The organism is Mesobacillus sp. ABV4_180 (genome assembly GCF_056158485.1).
In genome coordinates this window covers 3,467,777-3,491,929 of sequence record NZ_JBSWTJ010000001.1, presented here as the reverse complement: position 1 = coordinate 3,491,929, position 24,153 = coordinate 3,467,777, and the positions used below count along the sequence as shown (strand labels likewise).

The 24,153-nt window shown below is 46.2% G+C and carries 19 protein-coding genes; 15 read left to right on the top strand and 4 right to left on the bottom strand.

Annotated elements, in window-relative coordinates; translation table 11 throughout:
• Nucleotides 1-72 precede the first annotated feature (72 nt).
• Nucleotides 73-3,315, top strand: a complete 3,243-nt coding sequence (locus ACXAEA_RS17850) for a winged helix-turn-helix domain-containing protein (RefSeq protein ID WP_475097204.1) — start codon at nt 73-75, stop codon at nt 3,313-3,315.
• A gap of 39 nt (nt 3,316-3,354) precedes the next feature.
• Nucleotides 3,355-3,750, top strand: a complete 396-nt coding sequence (locus tag ACXAEA_RS17845; RefSeq protein WP_475097203.1) for a VOC family protein — start codon at nt 3,355-3,357, stop codon at nt 3,748-3,750.
• Between the two features lie 16 nt (nt 3,751-3,766).
• On the opposite strand, the gene ACXAEA_RS17840 is transcribed toward ACXAEA_RS17845, so the two are convergent.
• The 3 genes from ACXAEA_RS17840 to ACXAEA_RS17830 all read right to left on the bottom strand — a co-directional run bounded on the left by ACXAEA_RS17840 (nt 3,767) and on the right by ACXAEA_RS17830 (nt 4,715).
• Nucleotides 3,767-4,084 carry a hypothetical protein gene (locus ACXAEA_RS17840; protein WP_475097202.1) on the bottom strand — a complete coding sequence of 106 codons (318 nt, stop codon included), beginning with the start codon at nt 4,082-4,084 and terminating at the stop codon, nt 3,767-3,769.
• A 75-nt stretch (nt 4,085-4,159) separates the two neighbouring features.
• Nucleotides 4,160-4,414 carry a hypothetical protein gene (locus ACXAEA_RS17835; RefSeq protein ID WP_475097201.1) on the bottom strand — a complete coding sequence of 85 codons (255 nt, stop codon included), beginning with the start codon at nt 4,412-4,414 and terminating at the stop codon, nt 4,160-4,162.
• Between the two features lie 43 nt (nt 4,415-4,457).
• Nucleotides 4,458-4,715 (bottom strand): DUF3949 domain-containing protein, encoded by a 258-nt coding sequence (locus tag ACXAEA_RS17830; protein WP_475097200.1) that lies wholly within the window; start codon nt 4,713-4,715, stop codon nt 4,458-4,460.
• Between the two features lie 244 nt (nt 4,716-4,959).
• Here ACXAEA_RS17830 and ACXAEA_RS17825 point away from each other — a divergent pair, with 244 nt between their 5' ends.
• From ACXAEA_RS17825 to ACXAEA_RS17775, 11 genes are all read left to right on the top strand, one after another.
• Complete coding sequence (locus ACXAEA_RS17825) at nt 4,960-6,168, top strand: substrate-binding domain-containing protein (RefSeq protein WP_475098166.1); 1,209 nt, start codon at nt 4,960-4,962, stop codon at nt 6,166-6,168.
• Nucleotides 6,169-6,267: 99 nt separating this feature from the next.
• Complete coding sequence (locus ACXAEA_RS17820; RefSeq protein ID WP_475097199.1) at nt 6,268-7,041, top strand: ABC transporter ATP-binding protein; 774 nt, start codon at nt 6,268-6,270, stop codon at nt 7,039-7,041.
• On the top strand, nt 7,019-7,726 hold the full coding sequence (locus tag ACXAEA_RS17815) for an ABC transporter ATP-binding protein (protein ID WP_475097198.1): 708 nt from the start codon (nt 7,019-7,021) through the stop codon (nt 7,724-7,726). Before ACXAEA_RS17820 ends, ACXAEA_RS17815 begins: the two co-directional genes overlap by 23 nt.
• A gap of 17 nt (nt 7,727-7,743) precedes the next feature.
• Nucleotides 7,744-8,604, top strand: coding sequence for a branched-chain amino acid ABC transporter permease (locus ACXAEA_RS17810; RefSeq protein ID WP_475097197.1), 861 nt, complete (start codon nt 7,744-7,746; stop codon nt 8,602-8,604).
• A 7-nt stretch (nt 8,605-8,611) separates the two neighbouring features.
• Nucleotides 8,612-9,622, top strand: a complete 1,011-nt coding sequence (locus ACXAEA_RS17805) for a branched-chain amino acid ABC transporter permease (RefSeq protein WP_475097196.1) — start codon at nt 8,612-8,614, stop codon at nt 9,620-9,622.
• Nucleotides 9,622-9,801, top strand: coding sequence for a hypothetical protein (locus ACXAEA_RS17800; protein ID WP_475097195.1), 180 nt, complete (start codon nt 9,622-9,624; stop codon nt 9,799-9,801). The genes ACXAEA_RS17805 and ACXAEA_RS17800 overlap by 1 nt, the downstream gene beginning before the upstream one ends.
• 22 nt (nt 9,802-9,823) lie before the next feature.
• Nucleotides 9,824-10,834: a 3-oxoacyl-ACP synthase gene (locus ACXAEA_RS17795; RefSeq protein WP_475097194.1), complete on the top strand. Its 1,011-nt coding sequence runs from the start codon at nt 9,824-9,826 to the stop codon at nt 10,832-10,834.
• A 7-nt stretch (nt 10,835-10,841) separates the two neighbouring features.
• Nucleotides 10,842-11,744 (top strand): intracellular short-chain-length polyhydroxyalkanoate depolymerase, encoded by a 903-nt coding sequence (gene phaZ / locus ACXAEA_RS17790; protein ID WP_475097193.1) that lies wholly within the window; start codon nt 10,842-10,844, stop codon nt 11,742-11,744.
• 12 nt (nt 11,745-11,756) lie between these two features.
• Nucleotides 11,757-12,497 carry a 3-oxoacyl-ACP reductase FabG gene (gene fabG / locus ACXAEA_RS17785; protein WP_475097192.1) on the top strand — a complete coding sequence of 247 codons (741 nt, stop codon included), beginning with the start codon at nt 11,757-11,759 and terminating at the stop codon, nt 12,495-12,497.
• 254 nt (nt 12,498-12,751) lie between these two features.
• A complete protein-coding gene (locus ACXAEA_RS17780; RefSeq protein ID WP_475097191.1) occupies nt 12,752-13,081 on the top strand; it encodes a hydrolase in 330 nt (109 codons plus the stop codon).
• 137 nt (nt 13,082-13,218) lie between these two features.
• Nucleotides 13,219-14,742: a class I adenylate-forming enzyme family protein gene (locus ACXAEA_RS17775; RefSeq protein ID WP_475097190.1), complete on the top strand. Its 1,524-nt coding sequence runs from the start codon at nt 13,219-13,221 to the stop codon at nt 14,740-14,742.
• 60 nt (nt 14,743-14,802) lie between these two features.
• Here the strand turns inward: ACXAEA_RS17775 and ACXAEA_RS17770 are convergent, their stop codons facing one another.
• Entirely contained in the window at nt 14,803-15,954 is a 1,152-nt protein-coding gene (locus tag ACXAEA_RS17770) for an MFS transporter (protein WP_475097189.1), read from the bottom strand.
• 238 nt (nt 15,955-16,192) lie between these two features.
• On the opposite strand from ACXAEA_RS17770, the gene addB reads away from it, so the two are divergent.
• On the top strand, nt 16,193-19,768 hold the full coding sequence (gene addB / locus ACXAEA_RS17765) for a helicase-exonuclease AddAB subunit AddB (RefSeq protein ID WP_475097188.1): 3,576 nt from the start codon (nt 16,193-16,195) through the stop codon (nt 19,766-19,768).
• The gene (addA, locus tag ACXAEA_RS17760) at nt 19,761-23,555 is read left to right on the top strand and encodes a helicase-exonuclease AddAB subunit AddA (protein WP_475097187.1); all 3,795 of its coding nucleotides are present in this window, start codon (nt 19,761-19,763) and stop codon (nt 23,553-23,555) included. Before addB ends, addA begins: the two co-directional genes overlap by 8 nt.
• Nucleotides 23,556-24,153 lie beyond the last annotated feature (598 nt).

The following is a 24,153-nucleotide window of genomic DNA, read 5'->3' as shown; positions in this document are numbered from 1 at the left end:
AATTTTCGAGTCTTTTTTTAATGTCCTTATGTTAGAATAGTACCAATATTACGAAAATAGGGCGGAGATTATATGCAGGGAACATTGCCGTTGATCAAAACAAAATTGATTGTTCCTAGCTTGCAGGAGCATTGGATCAGGCGGTCCAACTTTTCGAAAAAAATGAAAGCGATTGCCGAAAAGCCTCTTACCATCGTCCAGGCTGGTGCGGGGTACGGGAAAAGCACGGCTCTTGCCATGTTTGTCGGTGATGAGAATCAGTCTTGCTGCTGGTACACGATTACTTCATCGGATGACGATATTTTGCCATTTTTATCTTACGTTACGGCCTCGATCCGAACATTGTTCCCGGAATTCGGGCTGGAACTGTCTGCATACATGAAAAGCATGGACCGTTACATAAGAGATGAAGAATTAAGTATGCTTTGTTCGATTTTCATCAACGAAACCCTCAAAATACCTGCAGAGATAACTATCATCCTGGATGATTTCCACGTAATTGAGCATTCCTATCATATCAATGTCTGGCTTGAAAAGCTGCTTGAGCATATGCCTGGTCACCTTCATCTCGTCATTTCAACGAGAACAAGGCCCGGGTGGAAGATCCTCGCCAAAATGAAGGCGAAGAACGAACTGAATGAGCTTTCGAAGACTGATCTGATTTTTGGCAAAGAAGAAATTGAGTTGCTGCTATCCGATTACTATCAGCTGGATATACAAGAAGAACAAATTGAAAAGCTTTACAGTATTACTGAAGGCTGGGTCATCGCCATTGGCATGATTGCTCAGCAGCTCCCCCATTTGCACAGCCTGGAAGAATTTTTATCAGAACCATCCAAATCACTCGAGGATTTATTTCAATACCTTGTTTACGAAGTTTTTTCGAAACAACCGCCAATGATTCAGCAATTCCTCGAACAGACGAGTATTTTTGAAGAAATCAGCACAGAGGTATGCGACCACGTCCTCGGTATGCACGGGTCCATTCAGATGCTTCAGCAGCTGACTGCGAAAAATCTGTTCATACACCAGGTAGGTGACAGCCAGTTCCGGTACCATGCCCTGTTCCGGGAATTCCTCGAGGACAGGCTGATCAGCAGCCAGCCCGCTCAATACAGGTTATTGATGCTGAACAGTGCGCGTTATTTTGAAAAAAAAGGGCAATGGGAGGAAGCACTGTATTGCTATGAAAAAATCGGCCAATTTGATGCTGCGGCAGCCATCATGAATGAGCAGGGTATGGATCTTTTGGAGATGGGGAAGCTCGAGAACCTGCAGGATCGGCTCTCGAAAATTCCTTTGCAGGAAAAGAAGCTCTATTGCACACTTTTGTACCTTGAAGCTGAGGTTTATCGATATCGATCATTATATATGCAGGCAGAAGCAAGCTATGATCTGGCAATCCAAACGGCTGACAGGCAGGGAGACTTGGAATGGAAAAGCAAGGCGCTTGAAGGCAAGGCGAAAATCTACCTGGATACGATTCAGCCTCTCAAAGCTGAGCGAATACTCGCACAAGCAATTGAACTGCGTGAAAAAGCAATGTTTGATGGGGCTGCAGAGGAAACGGGGAGGCTATATCGCATGCTCGCTGAAAATCTGATCAATTCAGGTCAAGCATTGAAGGCTGAGAAATGGATGGAGAGGGCAAAGTCCATGGGTGTTCCGATTGAGGATGGCAACCTTGAAGCGAGGCTATATCTGAGGACGGGCCGTTTTGAAAAAGCGAGAGGGGTTTTGACGACGGTAAAAGGTGTCAATGACACGGGAGAAAAGAGGCTGCTGCCGCAATCACACCGTGAAACCGACCTCCTCCTTGCCCTGATCGAGGCTTTTACAGGGAACGGTGTCCAGGCAAAGGCTCTGTCACAATCTGGAATCCAGCATGGAATCAATATCCAGGCTCCGTTCGTAGAAGCATGTGGCTGGATCAGAATGGGACATGCGGTACAGCTGATTGACCAGTATGATCTGCAGCTGGCTGAAAAATGTTATGAGACAGCCCTTGAGATCATGGAGAGGCTCAATATGGAGAGAGGGAAAGCAGAGCCGCTCATGGGGCTGTGTCTACTATACGGAAGCCAGCGCGAGTATGAACGAGCTGTTGAAGCAGGCAGAAAGGGACTGCTCGAAACCGATCAGGTGAAGGATGTCTGGCTGTCGGCACTTATTACGCTTGGCATGGCCATTGCGGCGATTAATAACGGTAAGTATGAGGAAGCAAGCGCTGATTTACGCAAAGCGGATGAGTTATTCAAGCAGTGTGGCGATGAATATGGCAAAATGCTGCTGGCGTTCTGGAATTCTTTTTACTTGTATTCTCTAAATGATGAGCCGAGATTCAAAACGGCTTTCTTCAGTTTTTTAATGCTGATGAAGTCAGGGGGATATGAATTTTTCCTGAAGAAAAGAACGACTTTTGGGCCAAGGGATTTGCAGGTTTTTGCACCGATGCTCATCGAAGCGGTAAAGAAATCAATCGTTCCTTCATATGCTGAGAAACTTTTGGAAGATATGAAATTGCCGCGTTTGAATGCGCATCCCGGTTATACCCTAAGGGTACAGACGCTGGGACAATTCAGGGTCTGGCTTGGTGACAGGGAAGTGGAAGACAGGGATTGGCAGAGGGGAAAGGCAAAAGAACTTTTCCAGCTGTTTTTGACTAAGCGTGGTCAGCTCCTCTTGAAGGAGGATCTCTTCCAGATTCTTTGGCCAGAGCATGAAGATAAGAGCGCGGACAGGGATTTTAAAGTCGCGCTGAACGCATTGAACAATGTGCTTGAGCCTGGAAGAAAAGCGAGGTCTGCTCCGTTCTTCATCATCAGGGAAGGCACCGGCTACGGAATCAACCACCAGGCTGCAATCGAGCTGGATTCACATTTATTCGAAGAATGGGCTGAAGCCGGCCTAGAAGAGAGGAATGTGGAAAAAGCACTAGAAGAACTTGAGCGTGCCTTATATTTGTATAATGGGGACTTTCTGCCCGAAAGAAGGTATGAGGATTGGTGCATCAATGAACGCGAAAGACTGCTCGTTTACTTTTTGCGAAGTGCCGAGAAGCTGGCGCAGCTAAATGTGAGGCAGGAAAACTATGACTCCGCAATCCACTGGTGCCAGAAAATCCTCCATAAGGATCGGACCTGGGAAGAGGCCTATCGCTTACTAATGTTCTGTTATTACCGGAAGAATAATCGTCCTCAGGCAATTAAATGGTATAAAAAATGCTGTGAAGTGCTGGAAGAGGAGCTGGGAGTCAATCCGCTGGAGCCGACAAGGCATATGTATGAGATGATTATCGAAGGGACGAACGTTTGATTTCAACAAGGAACCTTTTAAAAGGAGGAGATGAAAGATTTGGAAAGGAAGATTCATAGTTCATTAAAGGTGCTGCTAGTTTCAGATATTGAAAGATCGAAGGAATTCTATTCCGAGGTATTAGGCTGTGAGGTAACGGACTGGTGGGTGATCCGGGATGGCTTTACAGGGCTAGGAATCAAATTGCTCGAAGCAAGAGACCCGAAAGACATCAGGCCAAATCCTCCATCAAAGGATGCTGGCAATGGATTTGACATTTATTGCTATGTTGAGAATTGGCAAGCTTTGGATGAGCTATATCAAGAATTCAAATTCAAGGGTGCAACAATTGCGATTGAGCCATGGGTAGATGAAAACAATGGGCCATGGAAGGAATTTGCGATTAAGGATCTTGATGGTTACTGCATAGCGTTTGGCGGTACTGATGGGCATTGACCAAGTACTTGAATCCTCACACTACCGTCAAGACCTGGTTGAAATAGCTTTTGATCATCAGCCATCTTGCAGGATAAGTAGAAGCAAAATCCTCGATCGATTCCTGTGAATACATGAGCAGACAGTCAATCTGTCTTTTATGGGACTTTAAGTCATAGAACAGGGCATGTAGAATCGTATAGTGCTCGTTCAATTGATATGGATTTAATTTTACAGGTGCCATACCTTTATCCTGAATAAAATCCAGCAGGGCATTTTTCTGAAATTCAATGCTAGTTTCCCTTGATAACCCATTTATATGAATCTGTTCATTTATAAAGTAAATACCGTGCAAAGAAAATCCCCTCCAATTTATTAGGCAAATCATTACGATTATTGCCAGAAAAATTGGAGGGGATACTTTATTTCTCTACACTCTGTTAGAATCATCCGAAGCTTTCTGCCATATCTTAAAAATAGCCCAAATGATAATGACCAACAGTGCACTTTCACAAGCACTTATACCAAGCACAAACATTAATCTGCCGATATCCTCTACTTCGTTAAAACCATAATCCTGGAGTTCCCAATTGCGAAAGATATTGTAACCGCTATTGAATATAAAAATGAAAGGGAACAGAGTCCAAAAGAATTTATTCATACGCTCTGGCAAATTAAAAATCATAACTTGCTCCACTCCTTCGAGCTTTTGATTAAAAAGCGCTGTTTTACCGATGGCGGAATTTATAGATCATCCCTGCGAGGATATTGGCTGGAATGAATAATAGATTCGACTGCAGGTTCATGTGCAGGATTTCTTCCTGGACAGGCATCTTCTCATAAACTTCACTTTGTGAAAGCTTCGTGTCTTTCTTCAATTCTTCCATTTTTTTTATGTATCTGTACTGAATCGGAGTCATGATGGCAGTTGTAATGATAAATGGCAGCGTGAAAAGGATGATAAGAAATAAGAATACAGAATCCATTGAGGTTGCCTCCTTTTGTATGTATCTCTCTATACGGAAAAATTTGCAAGATAGTTTCATATTAACCGATTTTTTCGATTTTTTCATAGTGTCCCCAAACTCCATAAACCCTTCTTTCACAATGTAACTCATTTGTAACTGCTGTTTTTTAAGATGATGTCAAAGCTTGTGGGCTTTGGATTCTTCATTTTTAAAGGGGGAAAAGGAAATGAAAGCTGGTAAACGGAATTTTGCTTTATCTTTTATGCTCATTTTGGTCCTGTTGTTTACAAGTGCCTGTGGTGGATCTGGAACGGAGAAGTCAGGCGGTACTGAAGGGGAAAAAGGGGAAGATGAACCGAAAAACACGGAACCGATCAAAATCGGCGTGCTTGCATCGCAAACTGGCGGTCTTGAGGCTTATGGCAAGCAGACGCTTCGCGGGTTTGAGCTTGGACTTGAGTATGCCACGGACGGAACCAATGAAGTAGCTGGCCGGAAGATTGAATTCATCGTGGAGGATACAGAAACGAAACCAGAGGTGGCTGTTCAGAAAGCTACAAAGCTTTTAGAAGAAGATGAAGTGGACTTCCTTGTGGGCTCATCAAGCTCTGGCGACACACTGGCAGTCCTTCCATTGGCTGAGGAATATGAAAAAATCATGATCGTTGAGCCAGCTGTTGCAGACAGCATCACAGGTTCTGAATTCAATGAATATATTTTCCGCACGGCCCGTAATTCTTCCCAGGACGCTGTTGCAGGTGCAGCGGCAATTGCGAAGAAAGGCGTGAAAATCGCTACTCTGGCTCCTGATTATTCATTTGGCCGAGATGGAGTCGCAGCATTCAAAGAGGCTGCAGAAAAACTTGGCGCAGAAGTCATCCATGAAGAATATGCAGATCCAGCTGCAACGGATTTCACTTCAAACATCCAGAAAATCATCGATCAGAAGCCGGATTACTTATTCGTCGTCTGGGCTGGCGCGAATTCACCATGGAACCAGATTGCAGACATGAAGGTTCAGGAAAAAGGCATTAAAATCTCTACAGGTGCTCCTGATATCGCTGCACTTGCAACGATGGAGCCGCTAGTCGGCATGGAAGGCTTCACCGTTTATTATCATGATCTCCCGCAAAATGACATGAATAAATGGCTGGTTGAAGAACATAAAAAACGCTTCAATGGAGAACTGCCTGACCTGTTCACACCAGGAGGCATGACGGCTGCGATGGCGATTGTGGAAGCGCTGAAGAAAACGGAAGGCGACACGGATTCAAAGAAATTAATCAAAACAATGGAAGGCATGAGCTTTGAAACGCCAAAAGGAAAGATGACCTTCCGTGAAGAAGACCATCAGGCACTCCAGGCATTATACGCAATCAAGCTGGAGAAAAAGGATGGAGTCAACTATCCTGTCCCAGTCCTGATCCGTGAGCTGTCTCCGGAAGAAACAGCTCCACCAATCCGCAACTAACAATATCCATAATGAACTTCGGTAGACCAGCCGGAGTTCATTATGCTTTTACTGCGGCAAATACATGGAGCAATTTTAATAAAGGCGGTGAAGAAAAGCATGACGGCAATTTTAGAAACGAAAGACCTTAGTATTACCTTTGGCGGCCATACCGCGGTAGACTCAGTCAGCATCTCAGTACCCCATAACCATTTCAAATCGATCATCGGTCCGAACGGTGCCGGAAAAACGACTTTCTTCAACCTGTTGAGCGGGCAGCTCATTCCGTCAAACGGACAGGTCTTCTATAAAGGCAGTGAAATCACAAAGCTATCCCCGACTAAAAGGACGAGAGCTGGAATCGGACGTTCTTTTCAAATCACGAATGTATTTCCGAACCTGACTGTAATGGAGAATGTTCGGCTTGCTGTCCAGTCACATGAGGGCGTCCGCTATCAGATGCTCAGGCATTTTCGTTCCTTTAGGAAGTTTGAAGAGCAGGCAGAAGAATGGCTGAAGCTGGTATTGCTCGATGACAAGAAGGATGCACTTGCAAGGAACCTTGCCCACGGTGAGAAAAGGAAACTTGAAATCGCGATGCTGCTGGCTTTGAATACCGAAGTCCTTCTGCTCGATGAACCGACAGCAGGCATGTCACTTGAGGAAGTGCCGGCGATTCTTGAAGTAATCAGGAAGATCAAGCAACGCGGAGACAGGACGATCGTTCTGATTGAGCACAAAATGGATATGATCATGGATCTCTCGGATACGATCATGGTTTTGTTCAACGGTGCGTTGCTCGCTGACGGCAGCCCGGAAGAAATCATGAAAAATGAAACGGTTCAGTCTGCATATTTAGGAGGTTTGCATAGTGAGCACGCTGCTAAAGCTTGATCAAATCGAGACATTCATCGGCCAGTACCACATTCTTCAAGGGGTGTCTTTTGAAGTGCCGAAAGGGGAGGTGACCGTTCTGCTTGGCCGGAATGGTGCAGGCAAAACAACGACCCTCAGGACAATCATGGGATTGAATCCTGCATCAAAAGGTTCGGTTCTATTTAAAGGAGAAGAAATCAAGAGCCTGCCAACCTATACGATTGCAAATAAAGGAATTGGTTATGTGCCGGAAGACCAGGGGATTTTTGCTGATCTGACCGTCGAGGAAAATATCAAGGTGGCGGTTAAAAAAGAAAATGATGAAATCATCCAGCGACTTGATTGGATTCTTGAACTGTTTCCTGACTTGAAGAAGTTCTGGAAAAAGCCTGGCGGACTTTTGAGTGGAGGCCAAAAGCAAATGCTGTCGATTGCCAGGGCCTATGTAAATGACAATGAATTGCTGCTGATTGATGAGCCGAGCAAAGGACTCGCCCCAATCGTCGTCGAGAAAGTGATGGAGTCGATCCTGCAAATGAAAGACAAAACAACGATCATCCTTGTGGAACAAAACTTCATGATGGCAAGCACCATTGGAGACAGTTTTTACATCATCGATGATGGCAGGACAGTTTCGAACGGTTCGATGAATGTCCTTCGGGAGGACGAAGAAATGAGAAGGAAATACCTCGGAATTGCTTAGGAAAGGGGGAAGCAAGAGTGGATGTTTTGATTAACCTGAGCCTTAACGGCCTTGCTACAGGAATGCTGATCTTCCTTCTGGCAGCCGGTCTCACATTGATCTTTGGCCTGATGGACGTACTTAACTTTGCCCATGGCGGATTGTTTGCATGGGGTGCCTACAGCGGCATTTGGATTTATTCTTTTACAGGAAGTTTTCTTGTTGGAATCATTGGTGCCATTCTAACCGGCATGATTCTTGGGATTGTGGCTGAACGCTGGATCATCAAACCCGTTTACGGAAATCACGTGCAGCAGATCTTGATCACGCTTGGCTTGATGCTGGTTTTATCCGAAATGTTAAAAGTGGTCTGGGGTCCGAACCAGATTTCAGCAGCGACACCTGATTATCTGTCTGGCAGCTGGGAGTTTGGCGGAGTCATCATCATCAAATACCGTGTTTTCATCATTGCTGTAGGGTTTGCGGTGTTTCTCGCAGTTCAGTACCTGCTTAAGAAGACAAAGATCGGCCTTGTTGTCCGCGCGGGTGTCATGAACAAAGAAATGGTCCAGTCACTGGGGATCAACATCCAGAAGGTATTCATGTTTGTATTCATGATCGGAGCAGGGATGGCTGCACTTGGCGGAATGCTGCTCGGTCCATATTCAGGGGTAATTTATGCCGATATGGGAATGGAGTTTGCAATCCTTGCCTTCATCGTAGTGGTCATCGGCGGGATGGGCAGCTTCACAGGCTCTGTGATGGCCGCGGTTTTAGTCGGACTTTCAGGTTCATTCATGGCCTACTATGTGCCAGACCTGGCGCTGGCTGCGAATATGCTGCTGATGGCAGTTGTATTAATCTTCAGGCCTCAGGGCTTGTTCGGTGCAAAGGGGTGAGGCGGATATGACAAAAATGTTTTCAAATCGCATGAACATATTCTATGTGCTTGTTGCCGCGTTCCTGGCTGTGCTCCCTTTTGTCTATGACTCAAGGAGCATGCTCATCCTGCTCTCCCAAGTGTTCATTTTTGCTGTCCTCGCGATGAGCTATGACATCCTGCTTGGATACACGGGCATCGTCTCATTCGGCCATGCTATGTTCTTCGGAATCGGTGCTTACACAGTTGGTGTCTTCATGAAAAGATTTGAACCGGAAACGAGCTACTTTTTGCTGGCGGTACTGGTCACGATTTTACTGACAGCGGTTGTCAGCTATTTTGTCGGACTGCTGACGCTGAGGCTGAAGAGCCATTTCTACGCGATGCTCACGATGGCGTTCGCCGGGCTGTTTTTGGTTCTTGCGGAAAAGTGGCGGACTGTCACTTACGGAAATGATGGATTCACCTTCAGGGTGCCGGATTTTTTGAAGGACAGAACGGACTTTTACCTGATCTGCCTCGGTTCGATGGTCATTGTTTTCATTTTGTTAAAAAGATTCACGAATTCACCGCTTGGGAAGGTGCTCCAGGCAATCAGGGAAAATGAACAGCGGACAGAATCGCTTGGCTACAGTGTCCTGCAGTATAAAATCATCGCAAGTGTTGTTTCAGGGGTTCTTGCCGGAATTGCTGGAATTTTATATGCGGTGTCACTACGATTTGTGAACACGAGTGTCTTCACGATGGATATTACGCTCGATGCCTTGCTGATGACGATTATCGGCGGAGTCGGGACTCTCGTCGGCGCAATCATCGGTGCAGGAATCATTGAATTTTCGCATCACTGGCTTACAGAGCTGGCAAAGGTCCACTGGATTTTCGAGAGATGGATCATCTTTTTCGGGATTCTTTATATATTGGCAGTGATGTTTTTCCCGATGGGCATCGTCGGTTCTCTCCAAAAACTGAAATTCAAAAGGAAAAAGAAGCCGGACGTCCAGATTAAATCAGATGGTGTAAGCCAGGGTGAAATGTGATGGAAACGAAGCAGATCACTTCATTCGTACTGCGCTTCCAGCTTGCTGATATTGAAATGGAAAGCGGCAAAAAATGCTGGAGAGTCAAAGTCACCCATGTACAGGAAGAAACGGAGTCTCTGTTTGATTCAGTTGAATCAGCGATGGATTTCATAAAAGAAGTTGTTGGAGAAACATAGCAGCGAAAGGTAGGGAGAGCGGATGCAAATCGGGATTGTCAGTACGGGTATCTATCTGCCGGAATCAAATATTACTGGAGCTGAAATTGCCAGGCTGGCAGGAATTCCTGAAGGTGTTGTGGAAGAGAAAATGGGGATCAAGAAAAAAACTGTACCCGGTCCGGATGACCACACATGCGAGATGGCAATCAAGGCTGCAAGGATTGCGATTGAAAAAGCAGGAATCGACCCGATGGAGATCGACCTTGTCATCTACATCGGTGAAGAATACAAGGAATACCCTTTATGGACTGCCGGAATTAAGCTGCAGGAGGAAATCGGTGCTAGGAATGCATGGGCTTTTGATACTGCCTTAAGATGCGGCACGACGGTCATGGCTTTGAAACTCGCAAAAGGGATGATGCTTTCGGATTCTGGAATTAATACAGTCCTTCTCGCGGGCGGATATCGCAATGGTGATTTCATAGATTATCAGAATCCGAGGACTAGGTTTATGTACAATCTTGGCGCGGGCGGCGGTGCAATTTTATTGAAAAAGGGCCATCAGGAAAATTTACTGCTTGAAACAGTATTAATTACGGATGGTTCTTTTTCAGAGGATGTTGTCGTTGTTGCCGGCGGGACGAAAAATCCGATTTCAGCAGAAAACCTGGAACGCGGGCTGTACCAGCTTGATGTTCTCGATCCACAGGGCATGAAGGAAAGGCTTGAGCAAAAATCGATGTCCAATTTCCTTGAAGTCATCCGTAAATCCATTGAGAAGAGCGGTTATTCCGAAAAAGACATCGCATATGTCGGCATGCTTCACATGAAGCGGTCAGCGCACGATTATGTTCTGCGGGAGCTGGGGATTGAGGCATCGAAATCTATTTATCTCGAAGATTATGGTCATATTGGACAAATCGACCAGATCCTGTCACTGGAACTGGCAGAAAAGGCAGGGAAGCTGAAGGATGGGGATGTTGCCGTACTAGTCAGTGCAGGTATTGGCTATGCCTGGGGAGCAACAACTATACGCTGGGGGAAAGGGTGAAGCTCGAATGGAAAAAATGGCAGTAGAATTGAAAAAGATCGAGTTGCCAAACGGAGAAAATCTTGCCTACAGGGAACGGGACGGCGGCGTGAAAAAAGTGCTGCTGATCCACGGGAACATGACATCATCAAAGCATTGGGATTTGCTGATTGATCAGATGGATCCTGAGTATAAAGTTTTTGCGCTGGACCTAAGGGGATTTGGCGGCTCCAGCTACGATAAGCCAATCATGTCGATCAAGAATTTTTCTGATGATGTAAAGATGTTTGTCGATAAAATCGGATTGAAGGATTTTGCCCTGGTTGGCTGGTCGACGGGAGGGGCGGTTGGAATGCAGTTTGCCGCTGATTATCCGGGCTATTGCGAAAAGCTTGTGCTGCTCGCATCCGCTTCCACCAGAGGATATCCATTCTTCGGCACCAGTCCAGAGGGCTTGCCTGATGTAAACAATAGGCTGGTCACTTATGAAGATGTAAAAGCAGATTCGGGTAAGACGATTGCCGTCCAGACAGCCTATGATCAGCAAAATAGAGGGTTTTTAAAAGCGATGTGGAATATGTTGATCTATACGGACCGCCAGCCGGAAGAGAGACATTATGAGGAATATGTTGATGATATGCTGACACAGCGCAATCTTGCAGAGGTCTATCATTCTCTTAATACTTTTAACATAAGCGCTGAGAATAATGGATTGACAGAGGGTACGAACCAGGTGAAAGATATCCGGATTCCTGTACTAGTGCTCCGCGGCGACCGCGACCTCGTTGTCACTCAGCGGATGACGGAAGAGATTATCGAGGATTTTGAGGGCCGGGCAAGGTTCGAGGAACTGAAGAACTGCGGGCACTCCCCGTTAGTCGATGATCTGGACCAGCTGCTTATGTATATTGAAGGATTTTTAGCAGAGTAGGAAGGTGTTTTTATGAGATTGAAAGATAAAGTAGCGATCATAACAGGTGCTGCGAATGGAATCGGGCTCGCGGCAGCCAGGACTTTTGCCCGTGAAGGAGCAAAGGTGGCAATGGCCGACTTTGACGAGGAAACTGGGTCACAGCGTGCAGCAGAACTTTCTGGCGAAGGATATGACATTGCCTTTTTTCAAGTAAACGTAGCCGACAGAACCAGCGTTGATTCAATGGTACAAAACGTACTGGGACACTTCGGCAAGATTGATATTTTAGTAAACAACGCAGGTATCACAAGGGATGGAATGCTGCACAAGCTCGCGGTCGAAGACTTCCAGAAGGTCGTGGACGTGAATCTGACCGGCGTGTTCAATTGTGCCCAGGCCGTTGTGCAAGCCATGGTTCAGCAGGGAGCCGGAAAAATCATCAATACATCTTCCGTTTCGGGAGTGTATGGAAATGTCGGCCAGACGAACTACGCAGCGACGAAAGCCGGTGTAGTCGGAATGACCAAAACATGGGCGAAAGAATTGGGCAGAAAAGGAATCAACGTCAATGCCGTCGCTCCAGGCTTTATCGAAACAGGCATGACAGCCAAAGTGCCAGATAAAGTGCTTGAACAAATGAAAATGCTCGTCCCGCTCGGCAGGCTGGGCTTGCCTGAAGATATCGCCAACGCCTATCTGTTCCTTGCGTCAGACGAATCCAATTACGTAAACGGCACAACCCTCCATGTCGATGGCGGGATCATGATGTAGTTTGAAAAAGCGCTCTCGCTGCGCTTTTTTATTTTGGGAATTGGTGCAACCGTGAATATATTGGGCTCAACCGGTAATAAATTCGATTCAACCAGTAAAATATTGTGCTTAACCGGTAATATATTCTGTCCAACCGGTAATATACATAGTTAAGATGTTAGCTTTTGCTCCGCTTCGGGTAATTACCAACTATTAAATGGTTAAATCCACTCTAAAAGTGGTAAATAGTAATTAAAAAGAATGAGGTGCTGTACATGGAAGAGCAAAAGCAGAAATATTTCTTTAATATAGAAAGCGGCGAGGTTTTGGACACGCCGTCTGAACCAGAGGGCCATTTTACCTTGATTGCAACTGGTGAGGAAATTAAGGATTTACGTGAATATCTTGAAGAAAACTACAAAGCGGACTGGGCCACATACGGAAATTCCCATCTTCATCCTTTCAAGGATCCCGATCGTGAGCATGCGGAATACGACAATGCCCTGAAAGAAATTTACGCAATAGTTTATAGACTGGGCGATGCCGAGGCCAAGAACCATGTAAGGAGCATGGGATTATTCACAGAAGAAGAGTTGATTAGATAACTGCTTGAGAACACCATAGCTAAGCTGCTGTGGTGTTTTTATTTTGACGGTCACCTCATTTTCGCAAAAAGTGTAACTAACCTGTAACTCTCATTTTCTAAAATGAATCCATCATGACGAGAGAGGGAGAGATTGCGGTGAGGTGGGAGCTCGATTGGCTGGAATCAAGAGCTGGATTGACACCGGAGGCGGCTGCGATTGCCGATGCTGACACGGATCAAGAATGGTCTTACTGTGTACTAAACAATCGGGCTAAAGCAATCGCGGTGTGGCTGCAGGAAAAGGGAGTCAAAAAGGGTGACAGAGTTGCGCTGCTTGCGCCAAACGGGATCAGCTACTTCGATTTGCTGTTTGCCTGTGGAAAAATAGGTGCGATTTTCGTGCCGCTGAACTGGAGATTATCTGTTGATGAATTAGCGTATATCATAAAAGACTGTGATCCGGTTCTGCTGGCATTCCAATCGAATTTTACAAAAGAAGTGACAATGATTTGGGAACGGGATGAGGATTGTATTCAAGTTAATGGTTCACGCTATGATATGCTGATTGACCGATTCGCCGGAAAGCTTCCCCAACATGAAGAAATCGACGAGGAAGACCCGCTGGCGATGATTTATACAGGCGGAACGACAGGAAAGCCAAAAGGAGCAGTCCTGTCACATCGGGCGATCATCTGGAACGGAATTTCCACCATTGCAAGCTGGAATCTAACGGATGAAGACAGGACGGTAACCTATTTGCCTTTATTCCACACGGGCGGACTGAATGCCCTCTCGATTCCGATCCTGATGGCAGGGGGCACCGTCATATTGGCCAAGGATTTTACACCTGAAAATGCGATTGACAATCTATTGAATTTCAGTTGTACGATTGTCCTTTTTGTTCCGACAATGCACCATATGATGGTAAAATCGGAGCTTTTTCAAAAAGCAGAATTTAAAAATATGAGAGTGTTTTTATCAGGAGGTGCGCCTTGCCCGCTCGAAATCTATGAAGCATACAAGCAGAAGGGGATTGCCTTCAAGGAAGGATACGGGCTGACCGAAGCGGGCCCGAATAATTTCTACATCGACCCCTCAGTGGCGGATGTGAAAAGAGGATCCGTCGGCAGGCCGATGCTGTTTCATTCAGCCAGAATCCTGAACGAGGATGGCAGCGAGGCCTCAGCGGATGAGGTTGGAGAGCTGGCACTCCAGGGAAAGCATGCGTTCTCGTTTTACTGGAAAAACAAAAGCGCGACCGATGAAGCCTTGAAGAATGGCTGGCTGTACACAGGCGACCTCGCCAAAAGGGATACGGAAGGCTATTATTACATTGTCGGCAGGAAAAAAGAGATGATCATCACGGGCGGAGAAAATGTTTTCCCGCTTGAAATCGAGCACTGGCTTTGCTCGCATCCTTCAATCCAGGAGGCAGCTGTGATTGGTATACCTGATGAAAAATGGGGGGAAGTCGTAACCGCATTTATCGTCCTGGAAGATGGCGGCACCTTGTCAGAGGATGATGCAAAAATATATTGCAGGCAGAAGCTGGGGAGCTACAAAATTCCTAAACAGATTCATTTCATCACACAAATGCCGAAGACTCATGTAGGCAAAATCGATAAAATGATGCTGAAAGGATATGCGCTGAACACGGAAAAACAGAAACCGGTCAGCTGAAAGTTAAGGATTTCGGATGACTTCTCAATAAACATACGGTTCATTTGATAAAAAGGCAGTTCAACCAGCACAATCTGGCTGAACTGCCTTTTTTATTATTTGACATAATACAATATTAAACAGGAACAACATCGCCAACAGGAGCATGACTCCTTTGAAGGGCAGAACAGCAGCTGCTGGAGGTGCGAGGCTTGCACCGGTCAGAAGAACGAATGAATACAGGGAGAGTGCTTTGGCGCGCTGGCAGCTTCCATAGGAACCGATCAAAGTGATGACAGTCGGGATGACGAGTGAAATGGATGAAACAAAAAATATCGAGAGAATGATTAATGCTCCAGTTGAATGAAAAAAGAGCAGCCCGAAGGCACTTGCAGAACCAATCGCAAGCCCGAAGATCAATGTCCGCAGTTCACCCCATTTTTCCATCAATTTTCCGGTGAAAAGCGATAAGGCAGCGCCAATCAACCCATCAAGCCGAATCATCAGCAAATCTGACGCAGGTCCGGCAAAAAAACGGCCAATCGCATCATAAAATGCAATGATTGCGAAGAGCAGTGAAAAAGAAATGATATAGCATTTCATCAGCCGCGGATCTTTTAACAATTGTAAGAAGATTTTCCACAATGGTTTGCTCTCAACGGCTGGAGCTGGGGATTCTTTTAGCAGGAAAAAGGCGGCAGCAAACAGAAAAAAATAAACAGCTGAGAAAAACAAGAAAACACTGTTCCAGGAAAACAGTCCGGCAATGAAGGCACTGGCAACCTGGCCAAAAATTCCGGCAATCAAAAACCCGGTGTTGATCAGTACTACCAGGATGGTACGTTGGCGGAATGTAAATAAATCGTAGGAGTAGGCAAAGGCCACTGAAGCAAAGGTAGCCAGTGTCAGCCCCTGAAATGAACGGGCGAACCACAGGCTCAGCGCCCCTTCGGAAAAAGCAACAGCCAATGTCGTCAGCGCGGACGCCAATAATCCAAATACAAGGATTTTCCGCCGGCCCGTATAATCGGAAACAGGACCGAATGACAGCAGCCCACAGGCATAGAAAAAGGTAAACAGACCGCTGGCGAGAACGACTTGTGATTCGGCGATTGCCAGGTTTTCCGCAAGCACAGAATAGATGGGAATCAGCGTATAAATATTGCTCGCGACCATAATCGCACATAGTGTTAGTAGGATAGAAGCCTTTTGAAAAAAGGTCAAGGAGTTCATGTTTATCACCTGCCATTCACAACATATGCTGCTGCCCAGCATTTTGCAGGTTGTTTTGGGAAAAATTAACGGCCTCTTTGCTTCCAAAATAGGTGGTAAAAAAGGTATAATGGATTACATACAGAACAATTGTTTGGCATCAGAAGGCGCATGGAAATGGAGCGCCTTTTTTCGATTTTTAGATGGTATTATTAAACATAAGAGATCCTAATTTTAAAAGAGAGAAAGGGGAAGTCAGATGTCTGTACGTTTGGTACTGGGGCGCTCGGGAAGCGGAAAAACCGAGCTGATCATTAAGGAAATAAAGGACAGGCTCATTGCCGACCCGCAGGGCGACCCGGTGATTTATCTTGTACCTGAACAAATGTCATTCCTGTCTGAATACAGATTATCCACTGACCCTGAGCTCGGGGGAATGATCAGAGCGCAGGTTTACAGCTTTCCGCGCCTTGCCTGGAGAGTCCTTCAGGAAACCGGAGGATATACCCGTCATCATTTGGATAGTGTCGGAATCAGCATGATGATCCGAAAAATCATTGAAGACAAAAAGGATGAACTGAAAATCTTCCAAAAAGCCGCGGATAAAAACGGCTTTGTCCTGCAGATGGAGCAGATGCTGATTGAGTTCAAGCGATATGCGATCAATCCTGATGAGATTACAGAAAAAATGCAAGGAAGCCCAGTAGGTAATAAGGCACTTAAAGATAAACTCCATGACCTGGAGCTCGTTTACCGCCAGTTTGAAGATGAGCTGTTCGGAAAATACATCGATTCAGAGGATTATTTCAAACTGCTTGCAGAAAAAGTGCCGGCATCGGAATACCTGAAAAATGCCGAAGTGTATATAGATGGCTTTTACAGCTTCACTCCCCTTGAAATGATGATCATTGACCAATTGATTGGCAATTGTAAAAGAGTGACGATTGCACTGCCGGTTGACAAGGATTACAAAGATGAACAGCCTGATGAGCTTCATTTGTTCAGGGTGACGGGTGAAACATGCCAGACTCTTCATGAGATGATCAGGACGAAGAGGTATGAGCTGGAGGAAGAGGTCGTTTTAACAGAGCAGATGCGATGGCAGGATGAATCACTGAAGCATCTTGAAAGGGAATTCGATTCCAGGCCGGCTGCAAGATATCACGGGGAGGCTGCGATCCATATTGCCCAGGCGGCAAACAAGCGTGCGGAACTGGAAGGAGTCGCAAGGAAAATCCTCGGACTTGTAAGGGAACAGGGCTACCGCTATCGCGATATTGCCGTTTTAATGAGAGGCAGCGAATACCGTGAAGTGCTTGAAACGATTTTTGACGATTACGGACTGCCCTCCTTTATCGATCAGAAAAGGAATATGCTACACCATCCGCTGGTCGAGCTTGTACGCTCCAGCCTTGAAACAGTATTGGGGAACTGGCGGTACGAACCAATATTCAGGGCTGTAAAGACGGACCTGCTGTTCCCGGATGGAGCTAATCTAAACAAGATGCGTGAACAAATGGATGTTCTCGAGAACTATGTCCTTGCATATGGCATCCAGGGGGATAAATGGACGAAGAAGGACCGGTGGAAGTACAGAAGGATTCGCGGCCTTGAATTTGACGGTGTCGCTCAGACAGATGCAGAAAGACAGATGGAACAGGAACTGAATGACCTGAGACTTTTGATCACTGCACCTCTGCAGCGGATGGCTCGCCGACTGAAGCGTGCTGACACCGGAAGGAAGCTCTCTGAAGCGGTGTATCTTTTTATGGAGGAACTTGATATTCCGGCGAAGCTTGAAGCCTGGAGAATGTTTGCTGAACAGGAGGGCAGGCTCGTTGAGGCAAGAGAGCATGAACAAGCTTGGAATGCCGTGATCGACCTGCTTGACCAGTTCGTCGAGATGCTCGGGGACAGCAAAGTGGCGCCGAAACAGTTCGCTTCCATCCTTGACGCTGGTTTCGAATCCCTGAGATTTTCCTTGATTCCGCCGGCGATTGATCAGGTATTGGTTGCTGATTTGGAAAAGACAAGGCTTGCCGATATAAAGATTGCTTTTGTCATCGGAGTCAATGAAGGTGTTCTTCCTGCGAAGATGAAGGAGGAAGGAATTTTTGCGGATGATGACCGTGAACTTCTGCAGTCAAATGGCATCAAGCTTGCACCTGGCAGCCGAACGAAGCTGCTGGATGAAAACTTCATTGCCTATAAAGCATTTGTGACGCCATCAGAGCAACTGTATATCAGTTATCCAATTGCTAATGAAGAAGGAAAAGCCTTGATGCCTTCATCTTATATCAAAAGAATATCTGATCTTGTGCCGGAACATCAAGCTCATTTCTTAGTACCAGATCCATCTGAATTGCCGGAAGAGGAACAGCTAGAATATGCAGCAGGCGAAAATGTTGCCTTGTCATACCTGACTTCTCAGCTTCAATTGAAGAAACGCAACTATCCTGTCTATGAATTCTGGTGGGATGTGTACAATTACTATATGAAGAACCATCGCTGGTCGGATACGGCGAGAAAGGTACTCTCCAGTCTATTTTACGAAAACAGGACGAAGCAGCTTTCAGAACCAGTGACAAAGGAGCTTTACGGAGAACAAATTGAAGCGAGTGTATCGAGGATGGAACTCTTCAACAGCTGCCCGTTCTCTCATTATGTCCAGCATGGCTTGAAGCTTCGCGATCGCCAGATATTCCGGCTTGAGGCTCCTGATATCGGGGACCTGTTCCATGCTGCCTTGAAAGAAATCGCTGAAACAGTCATGGAGCAAAACCTGAGCTGGGCCCAGCTTACCAAAGCACAGGCTGAAGAACTGGCAAGGGACGCTGTACAAAAGCTTGCACCAAAATTGCAGAATGAAATCTTGCTGAGCTCGAACAGGCACCATTATATCAGGCAAAAGCTGCAAAATATCATCAGCCGTGCGTCCCTTGTATTAAGCGACCATGCCAAAGTAAGCGGGTTTTCGCCGGTAGGGCTGGAACTCGGTTTCGGACGTCAGGGAAAACTTCCTCCACTAGCATTCTCATTGAAAAATGGCACCAGGATGGAATTGATGGGCCGGATCGACCGTGTCGACAAGGCAGAGGATGACCAGGGTATGTACCTTAGGGTTATTGACTATAAGTCTAGCGTGAAGGATGTCAATCTGACAGAGGTTTATTATGGTGTTGCACTCCAGATGCTAACCTATCTGGATATTATCATCACCCATTCACCATTGTTAGTCGGTAAGCAGGCTGATCCTGCAGGTGTCCTGTATTTCCATGTCCATAACCCGATTGTCAATGCGTCAAAAATGCTGACACTCGATGAAATAGAAGAGGAAATCCTCAAACGATTCAAGATGAACGGACTGCTGCTAAGTGATGAAAATGTCATCAGGATGATGGACAAAGGTTTGGATACGGGAAGTTCACAGATCATTTCTGCGGGATTCAAAAAGGATGGCAGTCTGCTGAAGAGCTCAAAGGTTGCAAGCAGGGAAGACTTTGATCATTTGCGGCAATTTGTACGCCACAAATATGTAGAAACAGGAAACAGGATTGTCAGTGGCATCGTGGATGTTGCGCCATATAAGCTCAAGGACCGCGCACCGTGCACATTCTGTTCCTTCAAGCCAGTCTGCCAGTTCGACCAGGCGGTAGAATCGAACGACTTCAGGAAGCTTCCAGTCATCAAGAAGGACGATTTGCTAGAGGCACTGAGACAAGATCAAAACTTAAAAGTAAACGATGGATTATCGATAAAGACTGATAGATTAGAAGAAATCAAGAAGGTGGACATTCTTTCATCAATCGGGGAGGAGGAAGAGGATCTTGGCTAAATTGAACATACCACCAGTGCCGGAAGGAGCAACCTGGACGGAAGACCAGTGGAAGGCAATCATGGCATCGGGGCAGGACATTCTCGTCGCGGCGGCGGCAGGGTCAGGAAAGACAGCCGTGCTGGTTGAGCGGATCATCAAGAAAATTACTTCAGAGAACAATCCGATTGATGTCGACGAACTGCTCGTCGTAACCTTTACTAATGCATCTGCAGCGGAAATGCGCCACAGGATTGGCGAGGCGCTGGAAAAAGCAATTGACAGCAATCCAAACTCAGCTCATCTAAAAAAACAGCTGAGCCTATTGAACAGGGCATCGATTTCAACACTCCATTCTTTTTGTCTTGAGGTAATCAGGAAGTATTATTATTTAATCGATGTTGACCCGGGATTTAGAATCGCGGATGAAACCGAAGGCCAGCTGCTGAGGGATGAAGTTATTGAAGAACTTTTTGAAGAAGAGTACGGGAAGGCAGATAATCAGCCGTTTTTCAACCTGGTGGATGCTTTCACGAATGACCGCAGTGATGAAGGATTGAAGGATATTATTGTCGACCTGTTTGATTTCGCGCGGTCAAATCCTTCTCCGGACGTTTATCTAGACTCAATCGTATCCATGTATGATGCGGCAGGCAGCGCAGCGATTGAGAGCCTGCCATTCATGAAGGTGCTCATGGCTGATATTGAGCTTCAGCTTCAGGGGGCGAAACAGCTGCTTGAAAAAGGGCTTGAACTTGCAAGGATGCCCGGAGGCCCTGCGCCAAGGTCAGTGAATTTTACAGAAGATATTCATGTGATTGATACATTGCTGAATGCTCAAAACCAGTCCTGGTCCGATCTTTATGAAGCGATACAGCTTGCCAATTTCGGTAGGGCAAAGGTATGCAAGGGCGATGATTACAACAAGGATCTTGTAGACAAGGCCGCCAAGCTTCGTGATCGGGCAAAGAAAATCGTCCAGGATTTACGAAGCGAACTGTTTTCCAGAAAGCCTGAGAGCTTTATGAGTGATATGCAGGAAATGAAGCCGTTGATTGCTGTCCTGATCGCTCTCGTAAAGGAATTCTCAAAGCGTTTTGGAGAAGTGAAGCAGGAGCGCGGCCTTGTGGATTTTTCAGACCTTGAGCATTATACACTGGATATCCTGACCGCAAAACCAGGCGAACAGGACATTCTGTATGCTAGTGCAGTTCCTTCTGAAGCAGCACTAGCATACCAGAATAAATTCAAGGAAGTGCTCGTGGACGAATATCAGGATACAAACATGGTCCAGGAAGCCATCATCCAGCTTGTGACCGCCGATGGGGAAGCAGCCGGAAACCTGTTCATGGTTGGGGACGTAAAACAGTCGATCTACAAGTTCCGTCTTGCAGAACCAAATCTGTTCCTTGGTAAATACAACAGGTTTACCTCTGATGGGGAAGAAACTGGATTGAAAATCGACCTGGCAAAGAATTTCCGGAGCCGAAGTGAGGTTCTTGATGGTACTAATTATTTATTTAAGCAGATCATGGGCGTCAAGGTAGGGGAAATTCATTACGATGAAAATGCAGAATTGAAAAAAGGTGCTCCATATCCTGAGGATGAGCAGTACCCTGTCGAGCTGCTGCTGATTGATAGAGGCGAAGGCGCAACAGGAGAAACGGAAAATACTGAAGACAGTGAATCAGCAGCCGCTGAATTCGACGCGGATGATCTTGAACAATCCCAGCTTGAAGCTAGGCTTATGGCCAAGCATATAAAGGATATGGTGGAGGAGCGCCGGGGAGTCTATAATGCGAAAACAATGACTTCGAAGCCTGTCAACTACCGGGATATTGTCATTCTACTGCGCTCGATGACATGGGCCCCTCAAATCATGGAGGAATTCAAGCAGCAGGGCATTCCGATTTACGCGAACCTGTCGACTGGCTATTTTCAGGCCACAGAGGTCGCAATCATGCTTTCCTTGCTGAAGGTGATCGATAACCCATATCAGGATATTCCACTGGCTGCAGTCTTGAGGTCTCCGATCGTCGGCTTGAATGAAGAAGAGCTGGCGATTATCAGGATCAGCCAGAAACGCGGTTCCTTTTATGAGGCGTTGACGACATTTTGTCTTCAAAGACCGACACCTGAAAATGAAGCCCTTCATGAAAAGACAAACCGTTTCTTTGAAGGCTTAAGGAAATGGAGAACTGCGGCAAGACAGGGATCTGTATCAGATTTAATCTGGCAGTTGTACAGGGAAACGCGCTTCTTTGACTTTGCAGGCGGAATGCCTGGCGGGAAGCAGCGCCAGGCAAACCTAAGGGCACTATATGACCGGGCGAGACAATATGAAGCAACTAGTTTCCGCGGATTGTTCCGCTTTTTGCGCTTCATAGAAAGGATGAGGGAACGCGGAGATGACCTTGGTGCTGCCAGAGCGCTGGGCGAGCAGGAGGATGTTGTGAGGATCATGACGATCCATAGCAGCAAAGGGCTTGAATTCCCTGTTGTTTTCGTTGCAGGACTTGCACGCAATTTCAATACGATGGACTTGAAGAAATTTTACATGCTCGACAAAGAATTTGGCTTCGCAGCTAAATATATCAATCCAGAGAAGCGGATTTCCTTCCCTTCATTGCCGCAGCTGGCCTTCAAGCGTAAACATAAGATGGAAATGCTTGCGGAGGAAATGCGTGTCTTGTATGTAGCCTTGACGAGAGCAAAAGAAAAGCTCTATCTAATTGGATCAGTTAAGGATGCAGACAAGACAATAAGCAAGTGGGAGGACGAGGCAAGCCATCCGGATTGGCTGCTGGATGAATATTTAAGGGCTTCTGCCTTAGGCTATATCGACTGGATCGGCCCGGCTGTCATCCGCCATAAGGATTGTGACTTGATAAGAGCGAGCGAAGCAAGCCTTCATCCGTCTCTGGGTGAGGAAATAACCTGCCATCCTTCACGCTGGAAAATTGAAAGTATCAAAGCAGAGGAAGTTGCTTCCTATGCTGAAGAAAAACCGGAAGAATATGAAAGCCTGATGGATCTTGTTGCATCAGGAAAACCGGTTAATAATGCCTCCGAATTGGCCGAAACGGTGAACAGGCAGCTTTCATGGAAATACCATTACAACGAAGCTGCAAATCACCGTTCCAAGCAGTCGGTGACCGAGCTGAAGCGCAATCATGAAACCCGGGATGAGGAGAGTGGCACCCAGATTGTCCGCCGGTTTGCAAAGCCGATCCTCAACAGGCCAAGGTTCATGCAGGAGAAAAAGCTGACCCCGGCTGAACGCGGAACCGCGATGCACATGGTCATGCAACATATTGACCTTACCCAGCCTGTCACCGAAGAGTCGCTCGAACTTCAGATGGAAAAAATGGTCGAAAAGGAACTGCTTTTCCCGGAACAGCGGGAGGCAATCGAGAAGAAGTGGATTCTCGCGTTTTTTGATACCGAAATCGGCAAGCGTCTTTTGAATGCAGAAAAGGTCAGCCGGGAGGTTCCATTCTATCTGTCCCTTCCGTCAAAGGAAGTATATCCTGACTGGCAGGGAGAAAATGAACCGATCTTTATCCAGGGGGTAGTCGACTGCATTTTCCAGGATGAGAGAGGAACGGTCCTGCTCGACTTTAAGACAGACGGAATCCATGACCGCTACAAAGGCGGTTTTGAACAGGCAAAGCCGATTCTGGAAGAAAGATACCGGATCCAAATCAGTCTCTATGCAAAAGCAATCGAACAAGTGTGGAAGCAGCCAGTAGAAGAAAAGTATCTGTATTTCTTTGATGGCGGACACCTTCTTGAGCTCGAACAATGATTAATTGAATAAATAAGGAAACCGGTCAGGTGAGCACAATGAAGCCTGACCGGTTTTCTTTTTTTATGATAATGTGCAGACTATTGATACTCAATCATTCGGATTTTATTAATGAAAAGGAAGCTAATGGACTGTATTTGGTGCCCTAAATTTCCGATTTCAGGAAAAACAAGGCGCCAATGACGCTGATTGGTGCCCTGAATTTCTATTTTCAGGAAAAACAAGGCGCCAATGACGCTGATGGGTGCCCTAAATTTCCGATTTCAGGAAAAATAGGGCGCCAATGACGCTGATTGGTGACCCGAATTTCTATTTTCAGGTAAAACAAGGCGCCAATGACGCTGATTGGTGATCTGAATTTCCGATTTCAGGAAAAATAGGGCGCCAATGACGCTGATTGGTGCCCTGAATTTCCGATTTCAGGAAAAATAGGGCGCCAATGACGCTGATTGGTGCCCTGAATTTCCGATTTCAGGAAAAACAAGGCGCCAATTATGCCGATTGGTGGCCTAATTTTCCGATTTCAGGAAAAATAGGGCGCCAATGACGCTGATTGGTGCCCTGAATTTCCGATTTCAGGAAAAACAAGGCGCCAATG

Bases quoted from the DNA above. Each gene is read 5' to 3' on its own strand.
- ACXAEA_RS17830 (WP_475097200.1), bottom strand. From the start codon at position 4,715: ATGGATTCTGTATTCTTATTTCTTATCATCCTTTTCACGCTGCCATTT.
- ACXAEA_RS17770 (WP_475097189.1), bottom strand. From the start codon at position 15,954: ATGAACTCCTTGACCTTTTTTCAAAAGGCTTCTATCCTACTAACACTA.
- ACXAEA_RS17850 (WP_475097204.1), top strand. From the start codon at position 73: ATGCAGGGAACATTGCCGTTGATCAAAACAAAATTGATTGTTCCTAGC.
- fabG (WP_475097192.1), top strand. From the start codon at position 11,757: ATGAGATTGAAAGATAAAGTAGCGATCATAACAGGTGCTGCGAATGGA.
- ACXAEA_RS17780 (WP_475097191.1), top strand. From the start codon at position 12,752: ATGGAAGAGCAAAAGCAGAAATATTTCTTTAATATAGAAAGCGGCGAG.
- ACXAEA_RS17825 (WP_475098166.1), top strand. From the start codon at position 4,960: ATGCTCATTTTGGTCCTGTTGTTTACAAGTGCCTGTGGTGGATCTGGA.
- ACXAEA_RS17795 (WP_475097194.1), top strand. From the start codon at position 9,824: ATGCAAATCGGGATTGTCAGTACGGGTATCTATCTGCCGGAATCAAAT.
- ACXAEA_RS17835 (WP_475097201.1), bottom strand. From the start codon at position 4,414: ATGATTTTTAATTTGCCAGAGCGTATGAATAAATTCTTTTGGACTCTG.
- addB (WP_475097188.1), top strand. From the start codon at position 16,193: ATGTCTGTACGTTTGGTACTGGGGCGCTCGGGAAGCGGAAAAACCGAG.
- ACXAEA_RS17820 (WP_475097199.1), top strand. From the start codon at position 6,268: ATGACGGCAATTTTAGAAACGAAAGACCTTAGTATTACCTTTGGCGGC.
- ACXAEA_RS17800 (WP_475097195.1), top strand. From the start codon at position 9,622: ATGGAAACGAAGCAGATCACTTCATTCGTACTGCGCTTCCAGCTTGCT.
- ACXAEA_RS17805 (WP_475097196.1), top strand. From the start codon at position 8,612: ATGACAAAAATGTTTTCAAATCGCATGAACATATTCTATGTGCTTGTT.
- phaZ (WP_475097193.1), top strand. From the start codon at position 10,842: ATGGAAAAAATGGCAGTAGAATTGAAAAAGATCGAGTTGCCAAACGGA.